This is a genomic window from Klenkia marina (genome assembly GCF_900101025.1).
Lineage (GTDB): Bacteria > Actinomycetota > Actinomycetes > Mycobacteriales > Geodermatophilaceae > Klenkia > Klenkia marina.
Genome location: NZ_FMUH01000003.1, coordinates 325,630 through 351,133 on the forward strand (window position 1 = coordinate 325,630; position 25,504 = coordinate 351,133).

The following is a 25,504-nucleotide window of genomic DNA, read 5'->3' on the forward strand; positions in this document are numbered from 1 at the left end:
CGTCGGACTACACATGCCGTCCGCGACCATCGGCGCCCGCCGGATTCGAACCCCTCCGGCCCGGGGTAGCGGGCGTCGCGTGGAACAGTCCGCACGGTGGTCCGACGAGGTCGCCCGCACCGCCGCCGCCTTCTCCGTCCTGCTCGACGGCGGCTGGTCCCCGCCGCTCCCCGGCGGCGGGTCGACCGCCGCCCGCTGGTCCGCGCTGGCCGAGCTCGGCGCCCGCGACCTGCCGCTGGCCCGGCTCGCCGAGGGCCACGCCGACGCCGTGGCGGTGCTCGCCGAGCTCGACGGGCCCGAGCCCGGGCCGGGCGCGCGGCTCGGGGTCTGGGCCGCCGAGCCCCCGACCGGGCGGGTCGCGGCCCGCCGGGTCGACGGGGGCTGGGTGCTGACCGGCACCAAGCAGTGGTGCTCGGGTGCCCGGGCCTGCACCGGCGCCCTGGTGACCGCGCACGCCGACGACGGCCGCCGGATCTTCCTGGTCGACCTCGCCGCGCCCGGGGTGTCCCCGCGCCCCGGCAGCTGGGCCGCCCCCGGCATGGCCGGCAGCGACACCGTGGACGTCGAGCTGCGCGACGTGCCGGCGCAGGCCGTGGGCGGGCCGCGGGCCTACCTGGACCGCCCGGGCTTCTGGCACGGCGGCATCGGGGTGGCCGCGGTCTGGGCCGGTGGCGCCCGGGGGGTCGCCGCGGCGCTCGCCGGCGTGGTGGCCGCGGGACCCGACCCGCACCGGGACGCCGCCTGGGGCTCGGTCGACGTGGCGCTGCACGCGCTGGACGCCGCGCTCGCGGTCGCCGCCGCCGAGGTCGACGCCGACCCGCACGACGACGCGGGGACGGCGGCCGGGCGCGCCCACCGGGTGCGCGGGCTGGCCGCCCGCACCGGCCTCGAGGTGCTGGCGACCGTCGGCCGGGCGCTGGGGGCCGGCCCGGCCGCGCACGACGGCGCCCACGCGGCCCGCTGCGCCGACCTGGAGGTGTACCTGCGCCAGCACCACGGCGACCGCGACCTCGCCGCGCTGGCCGACGACCTGCGGGCCCGCCGGTGACCGCGCCCGCGGCCGGTCACCGGCCCGACGCCACCCCCGAGGCGGTCTGGGCGGCCTGGGAACCCGACTGGCCCGCCTGGGTGCCCGACCCGGCCTGGCGGCGCGTCGTGGTCTGCGCCGCGCACCCCGACGACGAGGTGCTGGGCGTCGGCGGCACGATGGCCCAGCTCGCCGGGGCGGGGGTCGAGCTGCACCTGGTGGCGGTGACCGACGGCGAGGCCAGCCACCCGGGCAACCCGGTGCTGGGCCCGCGCGAGCTGGCCGCCGCCCGGGTCGAGGAGAGCGCACACGCGCTCACCGCGCTGGGGGCCGGCCGGGTGCGCACCACCCGGCTGGGACTGCCGGACTCCGGCGTGGCCGGCCACGAGGCCGAGCTCGCCGTGTCGCTGCTCCCGCTGCTGGCCGGGGCGGACGCGGTCCTCACGACCTGGACCGGGGACGGCCACCCCGACCACGAGGCGGTGGGCCGGGCGACGCTGGCGGCCGCGGGCGACGTCCCGGTGTGGCAGTACCCCGTCTGGACCTGGCACTGGGCGGTGCCCGACGACCCCCGGGTGCCGTGGCGGCGGGCGCGGCGGGTGCCGCTGCCGCCGTCGGTGCGGGCGGCCAAGCAGGCCGCGGTCGCCTGCTTCACCACCCAGGTGCACCCGCTGGGCCCCGACCCCGCCGTCCTGCCGCCCGAGTTCCTGGCCCACGCCGACCGCGACCACGAGGTGCTCTGGTGACCCTCCCGCCCACGTACTTCGACGACCTGTACGCCGCGGCCGAGGACCCGTGGTCGCTGCGCACCCGCTGGTACGAGCGGCGCAAGTACGCGCTCACCGCGGGGGTGCTGCCCCGCGAGCGCTACGCCGAGGGCCTCGAGGTGGGCTGCTCGGTCGGCGAGCTGACCGCCCACCTCGCCCCCCGCTGCGACCGCTTCACCGCCTGGGACGCCAGCACCGCGGCCGTCGCGACGGCCGCCACCCGCAACCCCGGGGTCGCCGTCGAGCGGCGGGTCGTCCCCGTCGACCGGTTGCCGGAGGTCGACCTGCTCGTGCTGTCGGAGGTCCTCTACTACCTGTCCCCGGCCGACCTCGCGGCCCTGCTCGACCAGGTGCGGACGGCGGTGCGCCCCGGCGGGACCCTGCTCGCCGTGCACTGGCGGCACCCGGTGGCCGACTACCCGCAGACCGGCGACGCCGTCCACGCCGCGCTGCGGGCCGCCCTGGACTGGCCGCGGGTGGCCGGTCACGAGGAACCGGACTTCCTGCTGGAGTGCTGGGTGCGGGGCGACAACGCCCGGGCCGCCTCGGTCGCCGCGGCCGAGGACCTGTGGTGACCCCCGACCTGCTGGGCGTGGTGGTGCCCGCCCGTGACGAGGCCACCGCGCTCCCGGGCTGCCTGGCCTCGCTGGCCCGTGCCACCGCCCACCCCGAGCTGGCCGGGACGCCGGTGCTGGTCGTGGTGGTCGCCGACCGGTGCACCGACGACACCGCCGACCTCGCCGCCGCGGCGGGTGCCCTGGTGGTCACCGCCACGGGCGAGACCGTCGGGGATGCCCGGCACGCCGGCGCGCTGGCCGTGCTGGCGCGGGCGCCGCGCCCCGAGCGGGTGTGGCTGGCCAGCACCGACGCCGACAGCCTGGTGCCCGAGGGCTGGCTGGCGATGCAGCGGGCGGCCGCCGAGTCCGGCGTGCACGCCCTGGTGGGCCTGGTCGAGGTCGCCGACTGGAGCGGTCACCCGCCGCACGTGGCGGCCGCCTTCACCGACGCGTACGACGACTGGCGCCGGGGCGGTCCGGGCGCGGTGCACCCGCACGTCCACGGGGCCAACCTCGGCGTCCGCGGGGACGCCTACCTGCGCGCCGGCGGGTTCCCGCCGCTCGCGGTCTCCGAGGACGCCGCGCTGGTGGGCGCGCTCACGCTGTCGGGCGCGACGGTGCTGCGGACGCCGGGCTGCCCCGTGGCCACCTCGGCGCGCCGGGACCCGCGGGCCCCCGGCGGGTTCGGCACCGACCTGGACCGGCTGGCCGGCGACTGACCCGGTAGGGTCGAACACGTGTTCGACGACGCCCGCGCCGAGGGGTGCCGTGTGCTGCACGTCGACATGGATGCGTTCTTCGCCAGCGTCGCGGTGCGCGAGAACCCCTCGCTGGCCGGGCGGCCGGTCGTCGTCGGGGGCGTGGGCGGCCGGGGCGTGGTCACCTCGGCCACCTACGAGGCGCGGGCCTTCGGCGTGCGCAGCGCGATGCCCACCGCCCGGGCCCTGCGCCTGTGCCCGCAGGCGGTGGTCGTGCCCATCGACGGGGCGCTGGTCAGCGAGGTCTCCCGCGGCGTCATGGCCCTCTTCCGCACCATCACCCCGCTGGTCGAGCCGGTCAGCGTCGACGAGGCGTTCCTCGACGTCTCCGGCGCCGGCCGCGGGCTGGGCGACCCGGTCGCCGTGGCCGAGCTGGTGCGGGCCCGGGTCTTCGACGAGCAGGGCATCACCTGCTCGGTCGGGGTGGCCGCCACCAAGTTCGTGGCGAAGGTGGCCTCGGCCCACTGCAAGCCCGACGGCCTGCTCGTCGTCCGCCCGGCCGAGGTCGTGGGCTTCCTGCACCCGCTGCCGGTGCGCGCGCTGTGGGGCGTTGGCCCGAAGACCGAGGAGTCGTTGCGCACCCTGGGGCTGCGCACCGTGGCCGACCTCGCGCACGTGCCCCTCGACGTCCTCGGGCGCACCGTCGGCCAGGGGGCGGCCCGGCACCTGCACGAGCTGGCCTGGGGTCGTGACCCCCGCCGCGTCGTCCCCGACGACCCCGAGAAGTCCACCGGCGCCGAGGAGACCTTCGGCACCGACGTGTCCGACCGCCGGGTGGTGCACCGCGAGCTGCTGCACCTGGCCGAGCGCACGGCGGGCCGGCTGAGGTCGGCGGGGTACCTGGCCCGCACCGTCAGCCTCAAGGTGCGGTTCGCCGACTTCCGCACCATCACGCGGTCGCGCACCCTCGCCGTGCCCAGCGACGTCGGCCAGGAGGTCTACGACACCGCCCGCGAGCTCTTCGACGCCCTGGGCGACACCGGCCCGGTCCGGCTCGTCGGTGTCCGGGCCGAGCGGCTCACGCCCGTCGACGAGACCCCCACCCAGCTCGAGCTGGGCGCCCCCGAGCACGGGCGCCGCGACGCGGAGCTCGCCGCCGACCGGGCGGCCCGCCGCTTCGGCGCCGGCGCGGTCCGGCCGGCCACGCTGCTGCGCCGGGACGGCCTCACCGGCCGTTCCCAGCCGGCCCCGAGGCCCGACCGGGCCCGCCGCCGACCCACCGGCGACCAGGGGTGAGCACGCGTGGGGGAGCGGGAACGGCACCGGCCGCCGAGGCGTTCCCCGGGTACGCGCATCGCCCGCCCGGGTGGTTCGCGACCGACATGCCGTGTCGGGGGGTGGCTCGCCTTTCGCACCCCGCCGCGGACTCGTATCCTCGATCGTGCTGCCGGCGACTCGCCACCGGCAGTACCGAAGGTGGACCTCAGGAGGTCGTCGTGCCGCTCTCCGAGCACGAGCAGAAGTTGCTGGAGCAGATCGAGCGCGCGCTCGTCGACGACGACCCGAAGTTCGCCTCGCAGGTGCGCAGCGGCGATCGCCGCAAGGGCGCCCGCCGCAAGCTCCAGCTCGGTGCGCTGCTCGTCGTCGTCGGGCTCGCCCTGCTCGTCGGCGGGGCCGCGCTCCCGTCGGTCCCGCTGGGTGTCGCCGGCTTCGTCGTCATGCTGGCCGGTGCCGGGCTCGGGGTGCTGAACTACAAGCACGCCACCGGCGCCGCCCCCGCGGGCCAGGCCCAGGGGGCGGCCGGCAAGCCCGGCGCCCGGGGTGCGGCCAAGGCGCGCAAGCAGCCGCTGAAGGACCGCCTCGAGGAGCGCTTCCGCCGCCGCTACGACCAGTAGCAGCGCCGCCCCGCGGCCCCGGGCAGACCGCACACCACCGCCGCCCCACCCGCTACGGGTGGGGCGGCGGTGCTGTCGGGTGCGGGCGCCCCGTCAGGCCGGGTTCGTCGCCCGCGCCGGGCGGTGGTCGCGCAGCCGACCGGCCGCGTCGGCCAGCAGCGAGGCGGGCAGCAGCCGGGCCCGCACCCGGGCCCGGCGTGGGCGCGACCGCCGCAGCGCCGTCTCCACCACCCGCACCGCGGCCGGCAGCCCCGGGGTCGGGTCGGACGATGGCGGGGCGTAGACGTCGGCCTGCAGTGCGTCGGCCAGGGTGCGCACCGCGGACCCCACCCCGGCCACCCCGGCACGGCCGGTGTGCGCCACCAGGTCGTCGGCCAGTTGCCGCGGCGTGCCGGTCGAGCGCAGCGGGACGTCGAGGTCGACCGCCAGGGCCAGCAGCTCGTCCCAGGCCGAGGCCGGCCCGCCGGTGGCCAGCCGCCGGCGCCGCTGGGCGGCCCGGAGGACGGCGGGGACGGCGAGCAGCGCCAGCAATCCCACCGAGCCCCCACCCCAGGCGGCGATGACCGCCCACGGCAGCCCCCGGTCGGTGACCGGCGTGGCGACCGGGACGAACTCGTCGTCCCGGTCGAGCTGGGCCGACGGGACCGCCGGGGCCGACGTCGGCACGGCCGGCGCCTGGGTCTGCTGGGGCGGGGCGTCGGCCCGCGGTGCCCAGGGGAGCTCGACCGCGCGGACCCCCGCGATCGGGGTGGGGTCGAACGGCACCCAGCCCAGGCCGTCGTAGAAGACCTCGACCCAGGCGTGCGCGTCGGCGGTGGTCACCAGGCGGGCGCCGTCGGCCTGCTCCCGGCCCGGGGTGTAGCCGAGCACGACCCGCGCCGGGACCCCGGCGGCCCGCACGAGCACCGCCATGGCCCCGGCGTACTGCTCGCAGTAGCCCCGCCGCAGCTCGAGGAAGTCGGCGAGGTCGTCGCCGGTGCTGCCCGGTTCGGTGCGCAGGCTGTAGACGAAGCCGTTGGCCCGGTCGGTGAGGAAGTCGTAGATCGCACGCACCCGCTGGTCGGGGCTCTGCGCGGGGGAGGTCAGCTCGTCGACCAGGTCGGTCACCCGCGGGTCGAGCGCCGGCAGGGCGGTGAACGCCTGCTGCACCGGGTCGTCGGCGGGCAGGGCCGGGCTGGCTGCCAGCTGGTCGACGGTGGGGAGCGCCTCGCGGGCGGTCTCGGTCCACGTGCGCCCGGCGGTGCGGGTGCCGTCGCGGCCGAAGACCGTGCCGCTCGCCACGTCGACCTGCCAGTCCTCGCCGTCGACGTCGTCCACCGCGGCGGTGCCCACCGAGGCGAACAGAGGCAGGAAGCGGTCGTCGTGGGCGAGGGCGCTGATCGTCGCCTGCACCTCGCGCTGGGGCACGGTGCCGGGCACCGGCACCAGCTCGCCCGTGGACGCCAGCGACCGGTCGCCGTCCAGGGCGCCGATCTCCCAGCCCTCGTCGGTGTAGCGGTCGAGCGCCACCGCGCGCAGGTAGGCGGGGTCGCGCACGTCGGCCTCCACCCGCAGCAGGTCCACCGGGGCGGGCTGGGTGAGCTGGCCGCGCAGCGCCGCCTGCGGGTCCAGGGAGGTGCCGGTGCTGGACACGCCGGATCCGCTGCCGGTGCCCAGGCCCGCGGCGAGGGAGCCCTCCGCGAGGGTGGGCACCACCAGGGGCGCCAGCAGACCGGCCAGGACGGCGACGGCACCCAGCCGCAGCGCGGGCAGCGCACCGGTGCCGGCCAGCGCCCCGGGCCCCGAGCGCTGCCGGCCGGCCAGCCGCAGCCGCTGGTCGGCCCACAGCAGCAGCGCCAGCCCCAGCGCGGGCCCGAGGAACACCAGCAGCGAGACGTCGCCGGTCGTGGTCGCCACCGGCACGCAGCACAGCACCAGCAGGGCGAGCCCACCGGCGGCCGGTTGGCGGCCGCCCACGGCGACCAGGTCGACGACGAGGGTGAGCGTGCCGACCAGCAGCGCGGCGAGCGACAGCAGCCCGGCCAGGGGCAGCACGGGGGTGGACTGCTCCCGGATCTGGCCGAACCCGGTCGCGAGCACCTCCAGCAGGTCCGCGGTGCTCGACGGGGTCGGCAGGACGCCGAGCAGGGCGCGCGCGGGGGCGAACACCCAGGTGAGCAGGGTGAGCAGAGCGGCGATCTGGACGAGGGGGACGACGAGCTCGCCGACGACGGAGTCGGCCCGGCCCATCCGCTCGGTCGCCGCCCGCAAGAGCGCCCCCGACGCGGTGACGGTCAGGACGGCGAGGACCGCCGTCGGCAGCCACGCCCCGGTCGCGTAGACCGGGGTGAGTGCCAGGGACCCCAGGCAGAGCGCCGCGGCGACGGCGAGGACGGTGCCCCACCGGGCGCGGTTCACGCCGGCACCGCCCGGCTCGCCACGGGCCCGGACAGCCGCGCCCACACCGTCTCGACCGCGTCGTGCGGGCCGGCCAGGGCCACCCGCCAGCCGGCTGCGGTCAGGGCGGACGCCGCCCGGTCCTGCCGGTCGGCCAGCTGCGCCCGCACCGAGGGCGCGAGGGCGTGCTTGCGGGGACCACCGCTGCCGACCATCGCCTCGTGCCAGGCGGGGACGTCGACCAGCACCGCGACGTCGGTGCCCGGCCCCGACCGCGCCCGCACCAGCGCGGCGACCTCGTCGGGCCCGACGGCACCGAGCAGGCACACCAGCGGTCCCTGGTCGGCGCCGCGGCGCAGGGCCTGCACCGCGCCGTCGAGGTCGGTGGCCCGGGAGGCCGACACCCCGGCCAGCTGCTCACCCAGCCCGGCACGGTCGACCCCGGCACCCCCGGTCGGCTCGCCGAGGTCGGTGAGCAGCCGCAGGGCGGCCCCCCGGCCGAGCAGGTGGTCGCCGATGCTCGCCGCGGCCTCCACCACCCACTCCAGGGAGTCCGGTGGGGGAGCGGGGTCGCCGTGCGGGCCGTCGAGCACCGCCCCGCCCAGGGCGTGCGCCCGCTGCCGGGTGTCCACCAGCAGGGTCGCCGAGGAACGCCACGGCCTCTCCTCCAGGCGCACCATCAGCTCGCCGGTGCGCGCGGTCGCCCGCCAGTGCACCTTGCGCAGGTCGTCGCCCCGCCGGTACTCGCGCGTGCTGACGTCGTCCTCGCCGTGGACGGCCAGCGACCGGCGCGCCCCCGCGGCGCCGCCCCCGGGGGCGCCGGAGAGGGTGATCGCCTCCAGCGGGCGCACCCGGGGGACGACGGTCATCGTGGCGGTGTCCACCCCCGAGGTGGTGCGCAGCACCAGGCCGAAGGGGTCCACGAGCCGCAGCCGCAGCGGGCCCAGCGGGAGCCGCCCGCGGCGGGTGCCGTGCACCCGGTAGCGCAGCGCGGTGGTCGCGCCGGCGGGCAGCCGCTCGACGAGGAAGCGTGGTCGGTCGCCGAGGTCGGGCGGCAGCTGCTCGCTCAGCGCCCACAGGCCGCCGGCCCGGCGGTCGGTGTTGGTGATCTCGAGGAGCACGACGGCGTCCTGGCCCCGGGTCAGCCGGGCGGGGGTCACCGTGCGCCGGGTGGACAGCCGGAACCGCGCCCGCACCACGCCCACCGCGGCCAGCAGGGGGAGGGCGAGCACGAAGACGGCCACCTGCAGCAGCGACCGCTCGCCCAGCAGCACGCCCAGCAGCGCCAGGGTGGCCCCGGCGGCGACCAGGCAGCCACCGCGCAGCGTCAGGCTCGAGGTGAGGTCGGCCAGCCGGCCGGGGCGCCCGGGCACGCCGGTCAGCGCCGGCGGGGGACCGGCACGGCTGCGAGCAGGTCGCCGACGACCCGCTCGGGCGTGCGTCGGGCGAGGGCGGCATCCGGGGTGAGCAGCAGGCGGTGGGCCAGCACCGGGGTGGCCATCTCCTGCACGTCGTCGGGCAGCACGTGGTCGCGCCCGGCCAGCGCCGCGGCGGCACGGGCGGCGCGCAGCAGTTGCAGGCCCGCGCGGGGCGAGGCGCCCAGGCGCAGGTCGGGGCTGCGCCGGCTGGCCTCGACCAGGGACACGACGTAGCGGCGCAGCGGGTCGGCCACGTGCAGGCGGGCGACCGCGTCGACCATCGCCCGCACGGTGGCGGCGTCGGCGACCGGGTGCAGCCGGATCAGCGGGTCGACCACGGCCCGGTCGTCGAGCATGGCGAGCTCGGCGTCGCGGTCGGGGTAGCCCATCGAGATGCGGGCGGTGAACCGGTCGCGCTGGGCCTCGGGCAGCGGGTAGGTGCCCTCCATCTCCAGCGGGTTCTGGGTGGCCAGCACCATGAACGGGCGCGCCAGCTCGTAGGTGGTGCCGTCGACGGTGACCTGCCGCTCCTCCATGCACTCGAGCAGGGCCGACTGGGTCTTGGGCGAGGCGCGGTTGATCTCGTCGGCCACCACGAGGTTGGCGAACACCGCGCCGGGCCGGAACTCGAAGGTGCGCGACTCCTGGTCGAAGACCGCCACGCCGGTGACGTCGCTGGGCAGCAGGTCGGGCGTGAACTGGATGCGCCGCACCTCGGAGTCGACGGCCCGGGCCAGGGCCTTGGCCAGGGTGGTCTTGCCGACGCCGGGCACGTCCTCGATGAGCAGGTGCCCCTCGGCGAGCAGCACGACCAACGCCAGCCGGACGACGTCGGGCTTGCCGACCACCACCGAGCCCATGGCCGCCGCGATGCGCGCGCCCTCGGCCTGCACGTCCACCTCGGCACCGGAGCCCCCGGTCAGGCCCACCGCTGTCGCCTCCGTCACGTCCGCCACGGTACGTGCCCCGTCGCCGCCGGCACCCCTCCTCGACCACCGGTGGGCGCTCGTCACTCCTGTCACAGACCCCCATCTGTGGGGGTCGGAGGAGCGGGAGGGGACACGGGGTGGGAAGTGGTGCCCAGTGGGGGCCGGTGGGTTAGTGTGGCGCTCGATGGGGAGGCAGGGCCTGCAGGAGGACCTGCCGGGCCCACGGGAAGAGCGGGTGGGGGTGGTGGACCGGTGTTCCTCGGCAGCCACTCCCTGCGGCTCGACGAGAAGGGCCGCCTGGCCCTCCCCGTGCGCTTCCGCGAGCTCGCCTCGGGCGGCGTCGTGCTGACCAAGGGCCAGGAGCGCTGCGTCTACGGGCTCACCCACGAGCGCGTCGCCGAGGTCCAGCGGGCCCGCGCGGCCGCCATGGCCGCCGACACCTCCCGCGCCCGCGCCGTCAACCGGCTGGGCTTCGGCTCGATGGTCGAGCTCGAGCCCGACAAGGCCGGCCGCATCACGCTCCCCGCACAGCTGCGCGAGTACGCCGGCCTCGACCGCGACGTCGTCGTGGTCGGTGTCGACACCCGCTTCGAGATCTGGGACTCCGCCGCCTGGGACGCCTACGTCGCCGAGCAGGAGGCCGCCTACGCGGAGAGCGAGAGCGAGGGGATGCCAACCCTGTCCTGAGGCCCGGGTGCGACCCCGGGGCCCCACCGGGCCCCACCCCGCCCACCACGCCCCACTCCGACCCCCCACCCGAGCACCACCGACGCACCACCGCCCCAGCCCGAGCCCACTTCCCCGGGGCTCGGACCCGGACCCCCAGCCGACTTCCCCGCGGCTGGACCCCGGTCGGGGTGACCGCACCGCCCAGCACCGCCCAGCACCGCCCAGCACCGCCCAGCACGACCTGCTCCCTGACCCGAGCAGCAGCCGCACCCGTGCGGGGCCCAGGCCGGCGAACTTCCCCGTCGCCGGACGGGCCCCGCGGTGGGTGCCGGAGCACCGCCCCCCCGATCACCAGGACCCGGGCCGGACCCGGCTCGACGTCGTCCCACCAGCACCACTCGTCACACCCGCACCGCGACCGGACCCCACGGTTCCGATCCAGCACCACCGAGTGGAGAACGGCCGGCAGCGGCCGAGAACACCACCGCACGACGTCCCACGGCCGGGACGACGCCCCGCAGCACGGACCGCACGAGGAGGCAGCGATGAGCGAGGACGCCGCACAGGCGCCGCCGGCGCTGCACGTCCCCGTCCTGCTGGACCGGGTGACCGAGTTGCTCGGCCCCGCCTGCGCCGTCGACGGCGCGGTGCTGGTCGACTGCACCCTCGGCCTGGCCGGCCACTCGCTGGCCCTGCTCGACGCCCACCCCGGCCTGCGGCTCGTGGGCCTGGACCGCGACCCCGACGCCCGCGCCGAGGCCACCCGCCGCATCGCCGCCGCGGGCCACGCCGACCGCGCCACCGTCGTCCCCGCCGTGTTCGACGAGCTGCCCGAGGTGCTCGACGACCTCGGTCTCGACGAGGTGCACGCGGTGCTCGCCGACCTCGGCGTCTCCTCCCTGCAGCTGGACCGCCCCGACCGCGGCTTCAGCTACGCCCACGACGCCCCGCTGGACATGCGCATGGACCCCAGCGGCCCGCGCACCGCCGCCGACGTGGTCAACACCTACTCCCGCGGCGAGCTCACCCGCGTGCTCAAGGTCTACGGCGAGGAGCGCTTCGCCGGTCGCATCGCCGCCGCCATCGAGCGCGAACGTGCCCGCGAGCCCTTCACGACCACCGCGCGGCTGGCCGAGCTCGTCCGCGACGCCATCCCCGCCGCCACCCGCCGCACCGGTGGGCACCCCGCCAAGCGCTCGTTCCAGGCACTGCGCATCGAGGTCAACGACGAGCTCGGCGTGCTCACCCGGCTGATCCCCGCCGCGCTCGACGCCCTCGCGGTGGGTGGGCGCATCGCCGTCATCACCTTCCACTCCTTGGAGGACCGGATCGTGAAGCAGGCCCTGGCGCTCGGCGCCACCGACACCACCCCGCCCGGCATGCCGCAGCCGCTGCCCGAGCACGCCCCCGTGCTTCGGCTGCTGACCCGCGGCGGCGAGGGCCCCGCCGACACCGAGACCGAGGCCAACCCGCGGGCCGCGTCGGCCCGGGTGCGGGCCGCGGAGCGCATCCGGAGGGCCCGCTCGTGAGCGCGACCGCCCGGGTGCACACCGGGTCGCTGCGCGCCCGCGGCTCCGCCACCGCCCGCACGTCGACCGCCCGCACGTCGAGCGCCCGCACGTCGAGCGCCCGCACCTCGAGCGCACGGACGTCGGGTGCCCGCACCTCGAGCCCGCGCACCTCGCCCACCCGCCGCACCGGCCCGGTCCACGTCCGTCCCCAGCTGCGCCTGGTCACCGCGCCGGTCGGCACCCCCGCCCGCCAGCGCAGGGTCGCCGCCGCGCGTCCCCGTCGCGCGCCGTTCGTCGTCCTGCTCGTCACGCTCATCGCGGCCACGGCCCTCGGGCTGCTGGCGCTGAACACGGCCATCGCGGTCGACTCGCTGCGGGCCAGCCAGCAGCGCACGGCGAACCAGGAGCTCGCCCGCGACGTCGAGCGCCTGCAGCAGCAGGTGACGCAGGGCCGCACCCCGGCCGAGCTGGCCGCTGCCGCCGCCGCCGCGGGCCTGGTCCCGGCCGGCACCGCCGGTCACCTCGTGCTCGGCCCCGACGGCACCTCCGTGGTCCGGGGCGCACCGGTGCCCGCGGCCGTCCCGGAGGCCGCGCAGCCCGCCCTCCCGGCGGCGCCCCCCGCCGAGCAGCCGACCACGCAGCAGCCGACCACCGAGCAGCCCACCACCGAGCAGCCGGCCACCACCGATCCGACCACCCCGACGGCAGGAGGCTGACATGCCGCAGCGACCGGCCGACCCGAGCCGCCGCCCGGGCCGCGGCAGCACCACCCGGGGCAGCTCCACCCGGGGCAGCACGGCCCGGGGCGGCGCACCCCGGCGCACGTCGTCCCACGACGTGCTGCGGCCCCGCCGCGAGCCCGGTACCCGCCGCACCCGCGGCCTGCCCACCGCCGTGCGGGCGCGCCGCAACAAGTGGGGCTTCACGGTGCTCGTGGTGCTGCTGGTCGCCGTGGTCACCAAGCTCGTCGTGCTGCAGGGCTTCGACGGCGCCGCCTACGCCCAGGCCGCCGAGACCGACCGCATGCGCGTGTACGACATCTCCGCCATCCGCGGCGCCGTGCTCGACCGCGACGGCAACCCGCTGGCCTACACCGTCGAGGCCTCGATGGTCACCGCGGACCCGAGCGTCGTCGAGGACCCCCAGCGCACCGCGCTGGCGCTGACCACGCTGCTGGACGTGCCGGTGGACGAGCTGGTGGAGAAGCTGTCCGGCGACGGCAAGTACGCGCTGCTCGCCCGGCAGGTGGACACCGCCACCAGCGACCAGATCACCGACCTCGCGCTGCCGGGCATCGTGCTGCAGGACGACCCTGTGCGGCTGTACCCGGCCGGCGTCGTCGGCGGGCAGGTCGTGGGCTTCACCGGCCGCGACGGCGACGGCCTGGCCGGGATCGAGCAGCGCTACGACGACGTGCTGTCGGGCACCGACGGCGAGCGGCGGGTCGAGGTGGGCGCCGGGGGCATCCCGATCCCCTCGGGCATCGACGCCTCGACGCCGGCCGTGGACGGCTCCGACGTCACGCTGACCATCGACGAGGACCTGCAGTACACGGTGCAGCAGCGGCTGGCGGAGGAGTGCAGCAACGGCCAGACCACGCGCGGCTCGGCCGTCGTCCAGGAGGTCGCCACCGGGCGGATCGTGGCCATGGCCACCTGCCCCGGCTACGACCCGTCGCAGGCCGGCAGCACCGATCCGGACCTGCTGGGCAACCCGGCGATCTCCGACGTGTTCGAGCCCGGCTCGGTCATGAAGGCGGTCACCCTGTCCGCGGCCATCGAGGACGGCTACGCCACCCCCGACACCGTGCTGAGCGTCAACGGCCACATCCAGGCCGGGGACAAGGTGGTCACCGACGCCCACGACCACGCCCCGATCGACTGGACGGTCACCGGCATCCTGGCCAAGTCCAGCAACGTCGGCACGATCATGCTGGCCCGTCAGGTCGGCGACGCCCGGCTCGAGGAGTACATGCGGGCCTTCGGCCTGGGCTCGACCACCGGCATCGAGCTGCCCGGCGAGAGCGCCGGCATCCTGCAGGACTCCGCCGACTGGACGGCGTCGCGGGCGGCCAACGTGCCGATCGGGCAGGGCGTCTCGGTGACCGCGCTGCAGATGGCGTCGGTGTACCAGACCATCGCCAACGGCGGGGTGCGCATCCCGCCGCGCATCGTCGAGTCCACGACCGCCCCCGACGGCACCGTCACCCCCGAGGCGCAGCCCGGCGGCACCCGGGTGATCAGCGAGTCCACCGCGGAGCAGATGGCCTACATGCTCGAGGCGGTCGTGGGGCCCGGCGGCACCGCGCCCAAGGGCGAGGTCGACGGCTTCCGGGTGGCCGGCAAGACCGGCACCGCGCAGCGGGCCAACCCCGAGTGCGGCTGCTACGACGGCGGTGGCTACTTCACCACCTTCGTCGGGTTCGCCCCGGCCGATGCACCGCAGTACGTGATCGCCGTCGACCTCGAGCGCCCCAACTCCGACGCCGAGGGCGGCCAGGTGGCCGCGCCGGTCTTCGCCGACCTCATGCAGTACGTGCTGACCGCCAACGACGTGGTGCCCTCGGGCACGCCGCGCCCGGACTTCCAGCTCACCGGCACCGAACCGACCAACTGATCGCCGGCCCGGGTCGATGGCCGGCCCGGGCTCGGCCCGCCGGTAGATTGGACCGACGTGAGCACCGCCCTGTCCGAGCTGGCCGACCTGGTCGATGCCGCTGTCCAGGGAGACCCGTCGGTGTCGGTGTCCGGCGTGGGCCTGGCGTCCGACCGGGTGGTCCCGGGCCACCTGTTCGCCGCCCTGCCCGGCGCGAAGGCGCACGGCATCCGGTTCCTGGCCCAGGCCCGCGAGCGCGGTGCGGTCGCCGTCCTCACCGACCCGGCCGGGGCCGCGCAGGTCGACGACCCCGCCCTCCCCGTGCTGGTGCACGACGACCCCCGGGCCGTGCTCGGCGAGGTCGCCGCCCACGTGCACGGCCGCCCGGCCGATGCCCTGGCCGTCATCGGCATCACCGGCACCAACGGCAAGACCACCACCGCCTACCTCGTCGAGGCCGGCCTCGCCGCGGCCGGCTGGTCCAGCGGGCTCATCGGCACCGTGCAGATCCGCACCCGCGGCACCGGCCCCGACGGCGAGCCCGTCGTCACCGAGCTGTCCAGCGTGCGCACCACGCCCGAGGCCCCCGACCTGCACGCCATGCTCGCCGGCATGCGCGACGCGGGGGTACGCGCGGTGGTCATGGAGGTCTCCAGCCACGCCTTGGTGCTCGGCCGGGTCGGCGGCGTGCGCTTCGCCGCGGCGGGCTTCACCAACTTCTCCCGCGACCACCTCGACTTCCACGGCGACGAGGAGGGCTACTTCGCCGCCAAGGCCCTGCTCTTCGACGGGCGCGCGGCGGTCGAGGTCGTCGACGTCGACGACGCCCACGCCCGGCGGCTGCTGCACGAGGGCACGGTGACCGTGTCGGGGCGGGGGAGCGAGGCGGCCTGGCGGGCCACCGACGTCACCACGAGCCAGGACGGCGGCTCCGCCTTCACGCTGCACACCCCCGACGGCGCCCAGCACCCGGCCACGCTGCGGCTACCCGGTGCCTTCAACGTCGCCAACGCGGTCATGGCCCTCGCCCTGCTCGACGCGGTCGGCGTGCCGGTCGACACCGCGCTGGCCGGGATCGCGCAGACCGTCGTCCCCGGACGCATGGAGCCCGTCGACGCCGGTCAGCCGTTCGTCGCCGTCGTCGACTACGCGCACACCCCCGACGCCGTCGCCACCGCCCTGGCGGCGCTGCGCACCAGCACCACCGGCCGGCTGATCACCGTGCTCGGCTGCGGCGGTGACCGCGACCCCGGCAAGCGGTCCGGCATGGGCGCCGCGGCCGCGGAGGGCAGCGATCTGCTCGTGGTCACCGACGACAACCCACGCTCGGAGGACCCGGCCACCGTCCGGGCCGCGATGCTGGCCGGGGTCCCCGCCGACACGACCTGCGAGGTGCGCGAGATCGGCGACCGGCGCGCCGCGATCGAGGCGGCGGTGCAGGCGGCCCGCCCGGGTGACACGCTGCTCCTGGCCGGCAAGGGCCACGAGAGCGGCCAGGAGGTCGCCGGCATGGTGACCCCCTTCGACGACCGGGTGGAACTCCGACGAGCACTGGAGGCACGGGCGTGATCGCACTGGGCCTCACCGAGGTCGCCGAGGCCGTCGGCGGGCAGCTCACCGGCCCCGACGCCACGGTCACCGGGAAGGTGACCGTCGACTCCCGCACGGTCGACGCCGGCGACCTCTACGTCGCCCTGCCCGGCGAGCGCGTCGACGGGCACGACTTCATCGCCGCCGCGACCGCCGCCGGCGCGATCGGGGCGATCAGCACCCGCCCGCACGTGGGCGCGTCCGTCGTGGTCGTCGCCGACCCCGTCGAGGCGCTGGGTCGGTTGGCCCACGCCGTGCACGAGCGGCTGCCCGACCTGGTCACCGTCGGCATCACCGGCTCGTCGGGCAAGACCTCCACGAAGGACCTCCTCGGCCAGGTGCTGGGCACCGCCGGTGCCACGGTCAGCCCGCCCGGGTCGTTCAACAACGACATCGGCCTCCCGCTGACCGTGCTCTCCGCCGGCGAGAGCACCCGCTTCCTCGTGCTCGAGATGGGCGCCCGCGGCATCGGGCACATCGCCCGGCTGTGCGGGGTGGCCCGGCCCGAGGTCGGCGTCGTGCTCAACGTCGGCTCGGCGCACCTGGGCGAGTTCGGCAGCGCCGACGCCATCGCCACCGCCAAGGGCGAGCTCGCCGAGGCAGCCGTGCGCACCGCCGTCCTCAACGCCGACGACCCCCGGGTGCGCGGCATGGCCGACCGGGCCACCGCCGCCGTCCTGCTCACCGGCACCGCCCCCGACTCCGACGTCCGGGCCACCGACGTCGCCCTCGACGACGCCGCCCGGGCCTCGTTCACCCTGCACGCGCAGGGCGAGCAGCACCCGGTGCGGCTGCAGGTGGTCGGCGCCCACCAGGTCGCCAACGCCCTGTCGGCCGCCGGCGCCGCGCTCGCCGCCGGGCTCACCCCCGCGCAGGCGGCCGCCGGGCTGTCGGCCGCGGTGACCCAGAGCCGCTGGCGCATGGAGGTCACCCGCCGCCCCGACGGCGTCGTGGTGGTCAACGACGCCTACAACGCCAACCCCGAGTCCATGCGCGCCGCGCTGGCCGCCGTCCAGGGCATGACCGGGACACTCGGCACGGCCGGCACCCGCCGGATCGCCGTCCTGGGCGCGATGGGGGAGCTCGGCACCGACGCCGAGTCCGAGCACGCCCGGCTGGGGGTCGACGCCGCCGCGGCGGTCGACCTGGTCGTGGCCGTGGGACCCGATGCCGCAGCCATCGCCGCGGCACGAGAGGAGTCGGTGCACGTGCCGGACCGGGCCGCCGCCCGCCAGCTGCTCGCGGAGGTGCTGCGCCCGGGCGACGTCGTCCTGGTCAAGGCCTCCCGCTCCTACGGGCTCGAGCTGCTGGCCGCCGACCTCCTCGCCGACGGCGGTGCCGCCGCGTGAAGTCGGTCCTCATCGCCGCCGCCGTCGGCCTGATCATCTCGATCCTGATGACCCCGGTGGCCATCAAGACCTTCCGCCGGCAGGGCTTCGGGCAGGAGATCCGCGACGATGGCCCCGAGAGCCACCTGTCCAAGAAGGGCACGCCCACCATGGGCGGCACGGTCATCGTGCTGGCCACCGTCGTCGGCTACTTCGTGGCCCACCTCTTCCTCGTCGGCCAGAACGGCCGCGGCGTCACCAGCACCGGCCTGCTGCTGCTGTTCCTGCTGGTCGGGCTGGGCGTCGTCGGCTTCCTCGACGACTACCTCAAGATCCGGCACCGCCGCAGCCTCGGGCTGAACAAGACCGCCAAGCTGGTCGGCCAGACCGTGGTGGGCCTCGGGTTCGCGGTCATGGCCCTCATCGAGTTCGGCGGGCGCGCACCCGTTGCCTCCACCGCCATCTCCTTCGTCCGCGACATCGCCCCACTGACGCTGCCCGTCGTCCTGTTCCTGGTCTTCGCGCTGCTGTTCATCTCCGGGTTCTCCAACGCCGTCAACCTCACCGACGGCCTCGACGGCCTGGCCGCCGGCTGCTCGGCGATGGTGTTCGGCGCCTACGTGGTCATCTCGTTCTGGCAGTTCGGCCACGACTGCGGCACCGCCCTGGTCGAGGGCTGCTACACCGTGCGCGACCCGCTCGACGTCACCCTGGTCGCCGCCGCCGCGATGGGTGCCTGCCTGGGCTTCCTGTGGTGGAACACCTCGCCGGCCCGCATCTTCATGGGCGACACCGGCTCGCTGGCCCTCGGTGGTCTCATGGCCGGCATCGCCGTGGTCACCCGCACCGAGCTGCTGCTGGTCGTGCTCGGCGGCCTCTTCGTCGCCGTCACCCTCTCGGTCGCCATCCAGATCGCCTTCTTCAAGGCCACCCGGCGCCGGGTGTTCCGCATGGCGCCCCTGCACCACCACTTCGAGCTCGCCGGCTGGGCCGAGAACACCGTCATCGTCCGGTTCTGGCTGGTCACCGGCATGGCGGTCGCCTTCGGCATCGGCGCGTTCTACGCCGACTGGCTCAGCCTCACCGGCCTGTGACCGGCCCGCTCGGTCGCGTCCTGGTCTGCGGCCTCGGCGTCTCCGGGGCCGCCGCGGCCCGGGTGCTGCTCGCCCGCGGCGACACCGTGCTGCTCGCCGACGCCGGCAACCCGGCCGCGCGGACCGAGCTGGAGGCCGCGGGCGCGGTCTGGCTCGGCGCGGTCACCGACTGCCCGGACGACGTCGACCTGGTGGTCACCTCGCCCGGCTGGCGCCCGGACTCCCCGCTGCTGGTGTCCGCGGCCCGGGCCGGCGTCGAGGTCGTCGGGGAGCCCGAGTTGGCCTGGCGGCTGCGGCTGCCCCTGGCCGACGGCGAGCCCGCGCCCTGGTACGCCGTCACCGGCACCAACGGCAAGACCACCACCGTCACCATGCTCGAGGCGCTGCTGCTCGCCGGCGGCCGGCGGGCCGTCGCCGCCGGCAACGTGGGCCGCCCGCTGGTCGAGGTGGTCACGGCGGTGGACGTCGACGGCGCCCCCGCGTTCGACGCCGTCGCGGTCGAGCTCAGCTCGTTCCAGCTGCACTGGTCCAGCTCGGTCACCCCCGCCGCGGCCGCCGTGCTGAACATCGCCGACGACCACGTCGACTGGCACGGCAGCGCCGCCGCCTACCGCGACGCCAAGGCGAAGATCCTGCACGGCGCCCCGGTGGCGGTGGCCGACGCCGCCGACCCCGTCGCCTCGGCACTCGTGGCCGGGCACCCGCACCCGGTGACCGTCACCCTCGGCGAGCCGGGGCCCGGGCAGCTCGGCGTGGTCGACGGGGTGCTGGTCGACCGGGCCCTCGGCGGCGGCGAGCTGCTGCCCGTCGACGCGCTGCAGGTCACCGGCCCGCACAACGTCATCAACGCACTGGCCGCGGCTGCGCTGGCCCGGGCGGCCGGGGTGTCCGCCGGGGACATCGCCACCGGGCTGGCCGGCTTCCGCGGCGGGGCCCACCGCACCGTGCAGGTCGCCGTGCGGGACGGCGTCGCGTGGGTCGACGACTCGAAGGCCACCAACCCGCACGCCGCCGCCGCTTCCCTGACCGCCTACCCCCGGGTGGTCTGGATCGCCGGCGGTCTGCTCAAGGGCGCCGACGTCGAGCCGCTGGTCGCGGCGGTGGCGTCCCGGCTGGCCGGTGTGGTGCTGCTGGGCCGGGACCGCCAGGTCCTGGCCGACTCGTTGGCGCGACACGCGCCCGCGGTCCCACGGATCGTCGTCCCCAGCGGCGACGATGTCGGTGTGGCTGGTGTGACGAACGGGACGGCGGAGGCGGTGATGGTCCAGGTGGTGCGTGCTGCTGCCGAGCTGGCCCGTCCCGGCGACACCGTGCTGCTCGCGCCGGCTGCCGCGTCCATGGACGTGTTCACCGACTACGCGCACCGGGGCCGGGCCTTCGCCGACGCGGTCCGCGCCCTGCCCTGAGACGGGGGTCCCGGCATGGCCGCCACCACGAGCACGGACCGCCCGACCCGCACCGACCGCACGCCGCGCACGGCGACCTCCGCCCGCGCAGCCGGCCGGGGCCGGGCCGCGGCGAAGGCTCCGGTGTTCCGGGCCCCCGCGTGGCTCGACGGCCCGCTGACCAGCGCGCACCTGGTGCTCGGCTCGGCCGGGCTGCTGCTGGCCATCGGGCTGGTGATGGTCTTCTCCGCCTCCAGCGTGCAGGCCGCCCTCGACGGCGTGCCCGCGTGGCTGCCCGGGGTCCGGCAGCTCATGTTCGCCGTCATCGGGCTCGGCGCGCTGCTGGTCGGGCTGCGGTTGCCGATCGGCCACCTGCGCCGCTACTCCGGCATCGGGCTGCTGGTCGCCACCGTGCTGCTGCTGGCCGTGCTCGTACCCGGCATCGGCAAGGAGCTCAACGGCGCCCGGCAGTGGATCAGCCTCGGCGTCGCGGACTTCCAGCCCTCCGAACTGGCCAAGCTGGTGCTGGCGCTGTGGGGCGCGCACGTCATCGCCCTGCGCGAGCGCTGGCTGACCACGAAGTCGCTGCTCGTGCCCGTCGTCCCGGCCTTCCTCGTGCTGGCCGTGCTGCTGCTGGCCGAGCCCGACATGGGTGCCACCGTCGGGCTCGGGCTGGTGGTGGCCGGCCTGCTCTGGGCCGGTGGCCTGCCCGGTCGGTGGATCGCCGGGCTGGGGCTCGTCGCCGTGGTCGGCATCGCGATCACCGCGCTGAGCGCGAGCTACCGGGCCGCGCGGCTCTTCTCCTTCCTCGACCCCTTCGCCGACCCCGAGAACGGCGGCTTCCAGGCCATCAAGGGGTTCTACGCCCTGGCCACCGGCGGGTTCTGGGGCGTGGGGCTGGGCAACAGCCGCATGAAGTGGAACCTGCTGCCGCACGCCGAGAGCGACTACATCTTCGCGATCATCGGTGAGGAGCTGGGCTTCCTCGGGTGCCTGGTCGTGATCGGGCTCTACGGCGTGCTGGCCTACGCCGGCTTCCGCATCGCCCGCCGGGCCACCGACCGGTTCGTGCAGCTGGCCAGCACCGCGATCACCGTCTGGCTGATCGGCCAGGCCTTCATCAACATGGGCTACGTCGTCGGTCTCCTCCCGGTCACCGGCGTCACGCTGCCGCTGATCTCGGCCGGCGGCACGTCGCTGGTGCTCACCCTGTTCATCGTCGGGCTGCTGGTGCGCTTCGCCCGCACCGAGCCCGCCGCCGTCGAGCACCTGCGGGCGCACCGCCAGGCCCACCCGGTGGGCCGGCTGGGCCGGATCGGCCGCTGGCTGGTCCCGGTCCCGCCGCAGGCGATCGCGCCGCTGCCCACCCTGGGCCGCCGCGCCGCACCCGAGGACGCCGCTCCGCCCCGGCGACCGGCCGGTCGCACCGTGGCCCGGGTCCGGCGGCACGACCCGCCGCCGCGGCGCCCCGCCCGGGAGGCCGCCGACGCCGCCCGGCCGCCCCGCCGCGAGGCCGGCCCGGTCCGCCAGCCGGTGGGCGCCGGCGCCGAACGCCGACGTGCGCCCCGCCCCGACACCGCCGCCGACCTCGGCCGCGACGCCCCGCGCCCGCCCCGGGACCGGCCGCGCCGCCCCCGCTGAGCACCGAGCCTGTGAGACTGACCCCGTGACCTCCGCTCCACCGCCCCCCGCACGACCGAGCCCCCCCGCCCGCAGCCGTCCGGTCAGCGTCGTGCTGGCCGGTGGGGGCACCGGTGGGCACATCGAGCCCATGCTGGCCCTCGCCGACGCGCTCGTGCGCCGCACCGACGCCCCCGGCGGCACGCCGCGGGTCACCTGCCTGGGCACCTCCCGCGGCCTGGAGACCCGGCTGGTGCCCGCCCGCGGCCACGAGCTGCGGCTGATCCCGCCGGTGCCCCTGCCCCGCAAGCCCACGCCGGACCTGCTGCGGGTACCCGGCCGGGTGCGCCGGGCCGTCGCCGAGACCCGTGCCCTGCTGGCCGAGCTCGAGGCCGACGTCGTCGTCGGGTTCGGCGGCTACGTGGCGCTGCCGGCCTACCTCGCTGCGCGGCGGGCCGGCGTCCCCGTCGTCGTGCACGAGCAGAACCCGCTGCCCGGGCTGGCCAACCGGGTCGGCGCCCGGCTGGCCGCCGCGGTCGCCGTCACCGCACCCGGGACCCCGCTGCGCGGCGCGGTGCACACCGGCATGCCGTTGCGCCCGGCGATCACCGGGCTCGACCGCGCCGCCCTGCGCGCCGAGGCCCGGGCCCACTTCGGCCTGGACGCCGAGCGGCCCACCCTGCTGGTCTTCGGCGGCTCCCAGGGTGCGCGGTCGCTGAACACCGCCGCCACCGGCGCCGCCGACGCCCTGCGCGCCGCCGGCATCCAGGTGCTGCACGCCCGCGGGCCCAAGAACACCGAGGTCGCCGTGCCCGCCGGGCAGCCGCCCTACGTGGTGGTCGACTACCTCGAGCGCATGGACCTCGCCTACGCAGCCGCCGACCTCGCCCTGTGCCGGTCGGGGGCGGTGAGCGTCGCCGAGCTGTCCGCGGTCGGCCTGCCCGGCGCCTTCGTACCGCTGCCGATCGGCAACGGTGAGCAGCGGCGCAACGCCCTCCCCGTCGTCGAGGCCGGGGGAGGGCTCCTGGTCGACGACGCCGACCTGTCGCCGTCCTGGATCGAGGCCACCCTGGTGCCCGTGCTCACCGACCCCGCCCGGCTCACCGAGCTGACCCGGCACGCGGCCGCGGCCGGCGTCCCCGACGCCGACGAGCAGCTGGCCGACCTCACCCTCTCGGTGGTGCGGGCATGAGCGCCGCCGACGTCGCCGCCTGGCGCGACCCGGTGCCCGCCCTCGCCGACCTCGGCGCCGTGCACTTCATCGGCATCGGGGGAGCGGGCATGAGCGGCATCGCCCGCATCCTGCTCGCCCGCGGGGTCACCGTCTCCGGCAGCGACCGGCGCAGCACGCCCACCCTGCTGGCACTGCAGGCGCTGGGCGCCCGCACCGAGGTCGGCCACGACGCCGCCCACCTCGGCGACGCGGCCACCGTGGTGGTCTCCACCGCCATCCGACCCGACAACCCCGAGCTGGTCGCCGCCCGCGAGCGGGGCCTGCGGGTGCTGCCCCGGGCCGTCGCGCTCGCCGCGGTCATGGCCGGCCGGCGCAGCGTCGCCGTCGCCGGCACGCACGGCAAGACGTCGACCACGTCGATGCTCACCGTCGCCGTGCAGGCGTGCGGCGCCGACCCCTCCTTCGCCATCGGCGGCGACCTCAACGAGAGCGGGTCCAACGCCCACGCGGGCAGCGGCGACGTCTTCGTGGCCGAGGCCGACGAGAGCGACCGCTCGTTCCTGCTGCTGGCCCCCTTCGCCGGCATCGTGACCAACGTCGAGGCCGACCACCTCGACAACTACGGCGACCTGGCGGCGGTCGAGGCCGCCTTCGACCGCTTCCTCACCACCGTGGACCCGGCCGGGTTCGTCGTGCTGTGCGCCGACGACCCGGGTTCGGCCCGGCTGCGCGACGTGCCGACCGGGGGCGCCCGGGTGCTGACCTACGGCACCTCCGACGGCGTCGACCTGCAGCTGCGCGACGTCGTCGTCGGGGCCGACGCCACCAGCTGGACGGCGGTGCACCGCGGGGCCGAGATCGGCCGCGTGACCCTGCAGCTGCCCGGTGAGCACATGGCCCGCAACAGCGCCGCGGCACTGCTGGCCGGGCTCGAGCTCGGGTTCCCGGCGGCCGGGCTGGTCGCCGGGCTGGCCCGGTTCGGTGGTGTGCACCGCCGGTTCGAGCTCAAGGGCACCGCGGCGGGCGTCCGGGTCTACGACGACTACGCCCACCACCCCACCGAGGTCGCCGCCCAGCTGCGCGCCGCCCGGGCGGTGGCGGGCGGGGGCCGGCTCGTCGTGCTCTTCCAGCCGCACCTGTACAGCCGCACGCAGGAGTTCGCGGCGGGCTTCGGCGAGGCCCTCGGCCTGGCCGACGAGGTCGTGGTCATGGACGTCTACGGCGCCCGCGAGGACCCGGTGCCGGGGGTGACGGGTGCGCTGGTCGCCGATGCCGTGCCGCTGCCGGCCGGCGCGGTGCACTTCGAGCCGTCGTGGTCGGCGGCGGCCCGTGCGATGGCCGACCGGGCCCGGCCCGGCGACCTGCTCATGACGATGGGGGCCGGTGACGTCGTCATGGTCGGTCCCGAGATCCTCACCGCGTTGTCCGGCGAGCCCACCGACGGGGTGGGCTGAGCCGTGCCGCGCACCGGGAGCACCACGCGGGACCGCACCCGCGGCCCCCGCCGTGGCGGCCCCGGGAGCGGGTCGGCGAGTGCGCCGCCCGCGGTCACGAGGCTCCGGCCGCCGCGCCGGCGGCTGGACCCCCGGCGCCGCCGGCTGGTGGTCCTCGGGTCGGTGCTGGTGCTCGCCGCGGTGGTCGCGTGGGTGGTGCTGGCCAGCCCGCTGCTGGCCGTGCGCACGGTGCAGGTCGACGGCGCGGTCACCCTGACCGCCGACCAGGTGCGCGAGGCCGCCGGGGTGGCCGAGGGCACCCCGCTGGCCCGGGTGGACACCGCGGCCGCTGCGGCCCGGGTGGCCGCGCTGCCCCAGGTCGCCGACGCCGAGGTCAGCCGGGGCTGGCCCGACCGGGTGGTGGTCACGCTGCGCGAGCGGGTCGCGGTCGCCGTCGTCGACACCGCGGGCACCCGCACGCTGCTCGACGCCTCGGGCACGCCGTTCGGCACCGTCACCGGTGACGCCCCGGCCGGGGTGGTGCCCCTCCAGGTCGCCGACCCCGGCCCCGACGACCGGGCCACCCGGGCCGGGCTGGCCGCGGTCGTGTCGCTGCCGGCCGTGGTGCGCGACCAGGTCACCCAGGTGGCGGCCACCGGCTCCGACGACGTCACCCTCACCCTGGCCGACGGCACCAGCGTGCTGTGGGGCAGCGCCGCCGACGCCGACCGCAAGGCGCAGGTGCTGGCCGCCGTCCTCGACCAGCTGGCCGCCGGCACGCTGGACCCGGCGATCCAGATCGACGTCAGCTCGCCCGAGGAGGTCGTGCTGCGCTGAGGGGTGCAGGGTGGGGGACATGACCGCACCCGTCTCCCGGTTCCCCGTGCCCGACCGCGCCGACCTGCCCGAGGACCTCCGCGAGCGCTACGACGCCGTCGAGGAGAAGTCGGGCTTCCTGCCGAACGTCTTCGCCGCCCTGGCCCACCGGCCGGCCGAGGCCCGGGCGTTCTTCGCCTTCCACGACGCCCTGATGGACAAGGACACCCCGGGGCTGTCCACCGCCGACCGCGAGCTGGTCGTGGTGGCCACCAGCGCGGCCAACGACTGCCTGTACTGCGTCGTCGCGCACGGGGCCATCGCCCGCATCCGGTCGCGCGACCGGTTCCTCGCCGACCAGGTGGCGGTCGACTGGCGCAAGGCACCCCTCGACGACCGGATGCGCACGGTGCTCGACGTCGCCGTGCGGCTGGCCACCACGCCGGCCGAGGTGACCCCCGACGACCTGGACGCGCTGCGTGCGCAGGGCCTCGACGAGGAGGACGTCTGGGACGTGGGCGCGATCGTGAGCTTCTTCGCCCTGAGCAACCGGCTGGCGCACTGGTTGGCGATCCCGCCGAACGAGGAGTTCTACCTCCTGGGCCGGGTGCCGCGCAGCTGA

Annotated in this window: 22 protein-coding genes; 19 read left to right on the plus strand and 3 right to left on the minus strand. The window is 76.9% G+C overall.

Annotation, left to right across the window (positions count from 1 at the left end):
* Positions 1-79 precede the first annotated feature (79 nt).
* The 6 genes from BLP29_RS11230 to BLP29_RS11255 all read left to right on the plus strand — a co-directional run bounded on the left by BLP29_RS11230 (position 80) and on the right by BLP29_RS11255 (position 4,944).
* Entirely contained in the window at positions 80-1,048 is a 969-nt protein-coding gene (locus BLP29_RS11230) for an acyl-CoA dehydrogenase family protein (RefSeq protein ID WP_092804142.1), read from the plus strand.
* Positions 1,045-1,773: a PIG-L deacetylase family protein gene (locus BLP29_RS11235; protein WP_092804145.1), complete on the plus strand. Its 729-nt coding sequence runs from the start codon at positions 1,045-1,047 to the stop codon at positions 1,771-1,773. Before BLP29_RS11230 ends, BLP29_RS11235 begins: the two co-directional genes overlap by 4 nt.
* Positions 1,770-2,369, plus strand: coding sequence for an SAM-dependent methyltransferase (locus tag BLP29_RS11240; protein ID WP_092804148.1), 600 nt, complete (start codon positions 1,770-1,772; stop codon positions 2,367-2,369). The genes BLP29_RS11235 and BLP29_RS11240 overlap by 4 nt, the downstream gene beginning before the upstream one ends.
* On the plus strand, positions 2,366-3,070 hold the full coding sequence (locus BLP29_RS11245; RefSeq protein WP_092804151.1) for a glycosyltransferase family 2 protein: 705 nt from the start codon (positions 2,366-2,368) through the stop codon (positions 3,068-3,070). The genes BLP29_RS11240 and BLP29_RS11245 overlap by 4 nt, the downstream gene beginning before the upstream one ends.
* 18 nt (positions 3,071-3,088) lie before the next feature.
* Entirely contained in the window at positions 3,089-4,345 is a 1,257-nt protein-coding gene (dinB, locus tag BLP29_RS11250; protein WP_243469875.1) for a DNA polymerase IV, read from the plus strand.
* A gap of 200 nt (positions 4,346-4,545) precedes the next feature.
* A complete protein-coding gene (locus BLP29_RS11255) occupies positions 4,546-4,944 on the plus strand; it encodes a DUF3040 domain-containing protein (RefSeq protein ID WP_092804154.1) in 399 nt (132 codons plus the stop codon).
* A 93-nt stretch (positions 4,945-5,037) separates the two neighbouring features.
* On the opposite strand, the gene BLP29_RS21790 is transcribed toward BLP29_RS11255, so the two are convergent.
* Genes BLP29_RS21790 through BLP29_RS11270 form a run of 3 tightly spaced genes read right to left on the minus strand, consistent with a single transcriptional unit; the run spans position 5,038 to position 9,685 of the window.
* Positions 5,038-7,341 (minus strand): transglutaminase TgpA family protein, encoded by a 2,304-nt coding sequence (locus tag BLP29_RS21790; RefSeq protein ID WP_092804867.1) that lies wholly within the window; start codon positions 7,339-7,341, stop codon positions 5,038-5,040.
* Positions 7,338-8,693: a DUF58 domain-containing protein gene (locus BLP29_RS11265; RefSeq protein ID WP_092804157.1), complete on the minus strand. Its 1,356-nt coding sequence runs from the start codon at positions 8,691-8,693 to the stop codon at positions 7,338-7,340. Before BLP29_RS11265 ends, BLP29_RS21790 begins: the two co-directional genes overlap by 4 nt.
* A 5-nt stretch (positions 8,694-8,698) precedes the next feature.
* Positions 8,699-9,685: an AAA family ATPase gene (locus BLP29_RS11270; protein WP_243469877.1), complete on the minus strand. Its 987-nt coding sequence runs from the start codon at positions 9,683-9,685 to the stop codon at positions 8,699-8,701.
* 234 nt (positions 9,686-9,919) lie between these two features.
* Between BLP29_RS11270 and mraZ the strand changes: the two genes are divergently transcribed.
* The 13 genes from mraZ to BLP29_RS11335 all read left to right on the plus strand — a co-directional run bounded on the left by mraZ (position 9,920) and on the right by BLP29_RS11335 (position 25,504).
* Entirely contained in the window at positions 9,920-10,354 is a 435-nt protein-coding gene (gene mraZ, locus BLP29_RS11275) for a division/cell wall cluster transcriptional repressor MraZ (RefSeq protein ID WP_092804160.1), read from the plus strand.
* Positions 10,355-10,881: 527 nt separating this feature from the next.
* The gene (gene rsmH, locus BLP29_RS11280) at positions 10,882-11,865 is read left to right on the plus strand and encodes a 16S rRNA (cytosine(1402)-N(4))-methyltransferase RsmH (RefSeq protein ID WP_092804163.1); all 984 of its coding nucleotides are present in this window, start codon (positions 10,882-10,884) and stop codon (positions 11,863-11,865) included.
* Positions 11,862-12,563, plus strand: a complete 702-nt coding sequence (gene ftsL, locus BLP29_RS11285; protein ID WP_092804166.1) for a cell division protein FtsL — start codon at positions 11,862-11,864, stop codon at positions 12,561-12,563. Before rsmH ends, ftsL begins: the two co-directional genes overlap by 4 nt.
* Position 12,564: 1 nt before the next feature.
* Positions 12,565-14,463, plus strand: a complete 1,899-nt coding sequence (locus tag BLP29_RS11290; protein WP_092804170.1) for a peptidoglycan D,D-transpeptidase FtsI family protein — start codon at positions 12,565-12,567, stop codon at positions 14,461-14,463.
* A gap of 57 nt (positions 14,464-14,520) precedes the next feature.
* Positions 14,521-16,011 carry a UDP-N-acetylmuramoyl-L-alanyl-D-glutamate--2,6-diaminopimelate ligase gene (locus BLP29_RS11295; RefSeq protein WP_092804173.1) on the plus strand — a complete coding sequence of 497 codons (1,491 nt, stop codon included), beginning with the start codon at positions 14,521-14,523 and terminating at the stop codon, positions 16,009-16,011.
* Positions 16,008-17,381, plus strand: coding sequence for a UDP-N-acetylmuramoyl-tripeptide--D-alanyl-D-alanine ligase (locus BLP29_RS11300; protein WP_092804176.1), 1,374 nt, complete (start codon positions 16,008-16,010; stop codon positions 17,379-17,381). The genes BLP29_RS11295 and BLP29_RS11300 overlap by 4 nt, the downstream gene beginning before the upstream one ends.
* Complete coding sequence (gene mraY / locus BLP29_RS11305) at positions 17,378-18,454, plus strand: phospho-N-acetylmuramoyl-pentapeptide-transferase (protein ID WP_092804179.1); 1,077 nt, start codon at positions 17,378-17,380, stop codon at positions 18,452-18,454. Before BLP29_RS11300 ends, mraY begins: the two co-directional genes overlap by 4 nt.
* The gene (gene murD, locus BLP29_RS11310) at positions 18,451-19,860 is read left to right on the plus strand and encodes a UDP-N-acetylmuramoyl-L-alanine--D-glutamate ligase (protein ID WP_092804183.1); all 1,410 of its coding nucleotides are present in this window, start codon (positions 18,451-18,453) and stop codon (positions 19,858-19,860) included. Before mraY ends, murD begins: the two co-directional genes overlap by 4 nt.
* Positions 19,861-19,875: 15 nt before the next feature.
* Positions 19,876-21,480 carry a putative lipid II flippase FtsW gene (ftsW, locus tag BLP29_RS11315; protein ID WP_092804186.1) on the plus strand — a complete coding sequence of 535 codons (1,605 nt, stop codon included), beginning with the start codon at positions 19,876-19,878 and terminating at the stop codon, positions 21,478-21,480.
* Between the two features lie 25 nt (positions 21,481-21,505).
* Positions 21,506-22,651: an undecaprenyldiphospho-muramoylpentapeptide beta-N-acetylglucosaminyltransferase gene (murG, locus tag BLP29_RS11320; protein ID WP_092804871.1), complete on the plus strand. Its 1,146-nt coding sequence runs from the start codon at positions 21,506-21,508 to the stop codon at positions 22,649-22,651.
* Positions 22,648-24,087 carry a UDP-N-acetylmuramate--L-alanine ligase gene (murC, locus tag BLP29_RS11325; protein WP_092804189.1) on the plus strand — a complete coding sequence of 480 codons (1,440 nt, stop codon included), beginning with the start codon at positions 22,648-22,650 and terminating at the stop codon, positions 24,085-24,087. Before murG ends, murC begins: the two co-directional genes overlap by 4 nt.
* Before the next feature lie 3 nt (positions 24,088-24,090).
* Complete coding sequence (locus BLP29_RS11330) at positions 24,091-24,903, plus strand: cell division protein FtsQ/DivIB (RefSeq protein WP_092804192.1); 813 nt, start codon at positions 24,091-24,093, stop codon at positions 24,901-24,903.
* Between the two features lie 19 nt (positions 24,904-24,922).
* A complete protein-coding gene (locus BLP29_RS11335) occupies positions 24,923-25,504 on the plus strand; it encodes a peroxidase-related enzyme (RefSeq protein ID WP_092804195.1) in 582 nt (193 codons plus the stop codon).